Source organism: Escherichia sp. E4930 (assembly GCF_005845405.1).
Taxonomy (GTDB): Bacteria; Pseudomonadota; Gammaproteobacteria; order Enterobacterales; family Enterobacteriaceae; genus Escherichia.
Window position 1 is genome coordinate 1 of record NZ_VCDZ01000054.1, and the last position, 4,498, is coordinate 4,498.

The 4,498-nt window shown below is 37.8% G+C and carries 4 protein-coding genes; 2 read left to right on the plus strand and 2 right to left on the minus strand.

All coding sequences use genetic code 11. The features are described from left to right. The coding region (locus FFT88_RS24675) for an LPD7 domain-containing protein (RefSeq protein WP_135406011.1) at positions 1 to 2,889 on the minus strand (2,889 nt) is incomplete at its 3' end. Beyond that, positions 2,886 to 3,221, minus strand: coding sequence for a DUF6290 family protein (locus FFT88_RS24680; protein ID WP_000963832.1), 336 nt, complete (start codon positions 3,219 to 3,221; stop codon positions 2,886 to 2,888). The genes FFT88_RS24675 and FFT88_RS24680, both read right to left, overlap by 4 nt. Positions 3,222 to 3,566: 345 nt before the next feature. On the opposite strand from FFT88_RS24680, the gene FFT88_RS24685 reads away from it, so the two are divergent. Next, on the plus strand, positions 3,567 to 3,974 hold the full coding sequence (locus FFT88_RS24685; RefSeq protein ID WP_001190619.1) for a hypothetical protein: 408 nt from the start codon (positions 3,567 to 3,569) through the stop codon (positions 3,972 to 3,974). A gap of 9 nt (positions 3,975 to 3,983) precedes the next feature. Next, the coding region (locus tag FFT88_RS24690; protein WP_135406012.1) for a conjugal transfer protein TraL at positions 3,984 to 4,498 on the plus strand (515 nt) is incomplete at its 3' end.

Sequence of the window (4,498 nt, forward strand, 5' to 3'; positions counted from 1 at the left end):
TACAGATTTAACAATAACTTCCCTTTTATCCAGATCATGAAGCATTGCAGTATTATTTTTATACTCAATAGCTTCAGAAAGCGATTCGAACTTCTTAACAGGCTGGTTGAGTTCATCTTTCGGGAACGAAACAACATATACAGGTGTACGGGTGTATTCCTTGTATGAATCAGCCAGGATTTCGTAGGGTTTATCAAATTCTGCTGTCAGTTTTTCTGGATAAGAGGACAGCTCGCTGGCCGCTATGGTCTTGGAAACAAGCAACGCACCTTCAAATCCATTTCCCAAATGTGGGTTCGCTTCGTATTTCTCGATTGCCATTTTCTTGTCTTCTTCAAAGTAGCTGTAAGCAGCCTCTTTTGAATAGAAAATGACCCCTTCGTTCTGTTCGTGTACGCTTGTATGGCTGACCAGATAAATTTCTTGTTTAGCCTCTTCCGCTGACGCCTGGTTCTGATGAACATCTGCCTTGCTGATTTCATTATCAACCTGGGTTTGTTGCTGGGATTCCTGTTCAGTCTGCTGCATTGCTTTAGACTCAAGCTCCGCTTTATGCTCCAGCATCATCTGTTGGTATTTCTCAGGGCGCAGAATAATATTCATATCCCGTTCTGCCGCTACAAGAGCACATTCTTTCTTAAACTCTTCGCTTCCGGTAAGTTTGAGCACACCGCCAAACTTCTCTTTCGAATACTCCAGCATGATGCCGATCTCTTCTTTAGAAGGATTCTTTCCGGCAACAACAAAATCACCCTTATCAGTAAATACGGGGGACTCTGTTTTTTGGTCACGATAAACAATCTTGGTTTCTTGTTTATCCATTACAAGATCTTTCAACCTGGTATTTGTTTGTTGCAGTTCCTGCAATCGCTTTTGTGCCTGAACAGCTTTTTCCAGTGATAGCTCAATTTCAGCACCAGAAATACTGTTTTCATTTTCTTTATTAAGATAATTTTTGAGTTTATCAATTGCTTTCATAGCATTTTTATCCTCATTCCAGTCTTTATGATACTGGTTGATAAAACTACGTCCCGCAGCATACATATCATCCAGTCGTTCAAGAGTGGTTATTTTCTTATAAACTAAAACACCTTTAGCTACATCACGATTTTCTTTAGGTAAAGAATAAATTTGTTGCCGCATTTCGCGCAATTCATTATACATATTTTTCTTTTCTGCACGAATAATATTCCTTAAAGAAATGTCTGTTTTTTTAAAGGAAGAAAATCTTTCTCTGGATTCTTCATAACTCAGTTTTCTTATTGTTGCTACCGGCTCAAACGTTTTTTCAGACAGTTGTTCTCCATATGTTTTAAGTAAGAAACTTTTTGCATCAGACCATGATAAATTAATATATTTAGTTAAAAAATCAGACGCATTAAGATTTCTGTTGCCAACTGCAAAACGTGGAGAACCATCTTTTGCTTTACTGATTGCATGTTCTCCAGGTACAACATTAAATTCACGTGCAGTCGCAGAAAGAAAACGCTCAGGATCAATTTCCTTTCTGATTTCTGCCATTGTGCTTAACTCATTACGTTCTGCATCATTATTTAACTTCTGAAATAATGCTTCATGTAATGGCGTTGATATACCGATATTTTTTATTCCTCGTTCTGAGAATCGTCGATCAGCATTCCGTCGCATTGCTGAATCAGAATGCGATCTGTTTTCCATTCTGTTTGCCAGATTACGCTGTTCATTATCCTGCAAAATACGGACAGATTCGGGCGGTTTTCCTCTCCCGTGGATTCCGTAAACCAAACCGCGTTGGGGCAAACGTGGCACGCCGACTCTTGTTTTAGTTCTACTGAATCTGGAAGTTGATTCAATACTGAACTTGTTACCACAAGACCGTCCTTGCGTTCTTTCAGAATTTTTTGTGTTAAGTTTGTATTTTTTGTCATAGTCATCAATCCTGTTTTTTAGGAAACTTTTCTTTTCCGGCTCACTAAGCGCCTTATAGTGATCACGCGTTTTACTCGATTTTGAATAAATATGTTTTATTTCGTGACTGGTTTTATCAAGCCAGGTACTAACGTTATTGTTAATCTGTGCCAGGGTCGGCTTTACTAAAGGTAGTTCACGTTTTTCTATGAAAGATGAACTAAATAATGGGTTTTTAAAATTAGTATATTTTTTGTCATCTTTAAGGCGCACAGCAAAGTATTGATTAGTCTTCCCCTCATTGCGAATTTTTACATCACCATATTGCATTAATAAATTTTTGAATGCATCCGTCGAGTTAATATTTTCATTTGTAACTCTGGAGAAGACTTCCTTTTTTACTTCATTGTTCCGTTCACGGTATAAATCGCCTTTTACTCGTGACAGCACGTTTGCATAGTTCTCATCACTTACACGAACGGAATCCTTTGGGCTTATCAGGTTATATTTGTTGTTAAGATATTCCTGAACAGAGTCAAGTTGAGTCTGAGTTTTGAGATTTGTCAGATCTCCTGGCGGATTTAATGAGTTCCCTGTGACAAGATTTGTTCTTGGAATGACAATGTGAATATGTGGTTTACGCTCCACAAGTTCACCAGTTTTGTTATCAACAATATTTTTAATTTTTGGAAGATGGGCTTCTGCATAAAAAGAATACTCATCTGTATGATAGGCATTCATGAGCATCTTCCTGAAATCAGAAGTCACGTTTTTCAGTGTTTCTTCTGATATTTCATTTTCTGCAAATGATAATGTGATATGCAGGTATCGCTCCTGCCCTTTATCTTCTATTGATTCAATTATTTTATTTGTTGTAGCCAGATCGCCGTCAATGATAAATCTATGGTCAAGTTCATCACGGGTATACTCACGCTCCGCTTTTCTTCCATTTTCAAGGTATTCTGCAATACCATGATTGCCACCGCCATAGCGTATTATCATTTTAGTGCGCCCTGCAATAAATCACGGATATTTATCAAGGTATTGAGCGCCCTTTCATACAATGAAGATGATATAATTCCCTTGTTATGATCCAGATTTAAACGATGTGCAATCTGATTAAGATTATTGCTTGTTTTGTTCATAAGAAAAAGACAACGCTTGTAATCTGTCGTTGGCTTTGGCTTCACTGGCAATTCACTAATACGATTCAGAATCAGTGCGCGAAAAAACTCGGATTTGCCAATGTCTGTATGCTCCAGCAGCTCCTTGAACGGCTGGTATTCTTCATCGGTTAACCGGATTGATATAACGTTTTTTCTTTCTATCGCCATAACGCCTTTACCTTAAAGTTCGTAGAACTTCCTGAACGGTGCAACCGTTCGGGGTTTCAAAGGGGCATCCCCTTTGGCACGACGATTATACAGGCCATGAAATGGCGTGTATACATCGGTGTCGTGCCTGTGTTTTAGAAAACGATTCAGACTAGACACACAAAACGACACACACAATAGCACCATAGACACACATAATGGCACACACAAGGACACACATAAAAGCACACAAAAAACCTTGACAACACACAAAACGACACACACAATGGCACACATAAGGACACACACATTGCAATTTAGGGATAGTTTTGTCATATTGGGAGGTAAATATATAGAGGGTAACATATGCAAAGCATCGACGCGTTCTTATCACCACTTTGTGAAGCGATAAGAAATGAAAAACTAAAATCAAAACAAGCTGCATTCAATCTGTACCTTCAAGAGATACTTGAAGCCAAGAAAACATATACCTGGGAACAGATATGCACATATATAAATCAGAATACTGATTCGACGCTGGCTGTACGTGCTTATAGAAATATGGTTGAACGAGCAAAAAAGAAACGCTTGTCACAGGAAAAGAAAAATAACGAATCTGGAGTTGCAAACAAGTTGCCGCCTCAAGGTGACAAATCGACTCAAACAACAAAAGAACCAGCGATAAAAGGTTTTTTCTCTCAAAGAGAAAAAGAGAGAAAACTGGAATATGATGCTTCGGCAACAATGGCAAAATTTGAAGACAAATACAAATAAGGATGATACATGAATACTTCAATCAATTTTATATTGCAAGGTAAAGGCGGTGTAGGTAAATCTTTTGCCACATCAATACTGTCTCAATATTTTATTGATGAAAAAAAACTTGAAAATGTTGTTGTCGCGGATACAGACCCGGTAAACACAACTACAGCAAAAGTAAAACGCCTTAATGCTGAAATTATCAAGATTGTAGAAAATAACAACATTGTGCAATCAAAATTTGATAGCATGTTTGAATCTATTCTTGAAGGCGGAAACATTAATTTCGTTATTGATAATGGTGCTTCTACGTTCTTGCCATTACTTCAGTATTTCGATGATAACTGTGTAATGGATATGTTCAATGAAGTTGAACAGGATGTTTATATCCATACTATTATTGTTGGTGGTCAGGCACAAGCGGACACAATTGAAGGTTTTGAAAATATCGTTAAACTTGTAAAAGGTACGAAAGTTAAAATAATCGTATGGATTAATGAGTTCCAGGGCGAACCGATACTTTCAGGGAAGCATATAAC

What these genes read in the sequence shown, in the direction of transcription:
- FFT88_RS24680 (WP_000963832.1), bottom strand. Translation starts at nt 3,221, where the DNA reads ATGGCGATAGAAAGAAAAAACGTTATATCAATCCGGTTAACCGATGAA.
- FFT88_RS24685 (WP_001190619.1), top strand. Translation starts at nt 3,567, where the DNA reads ATGCAAAGCATCGACGCGTTCTTATCACCACTTTGTGAAGCGATAAGA.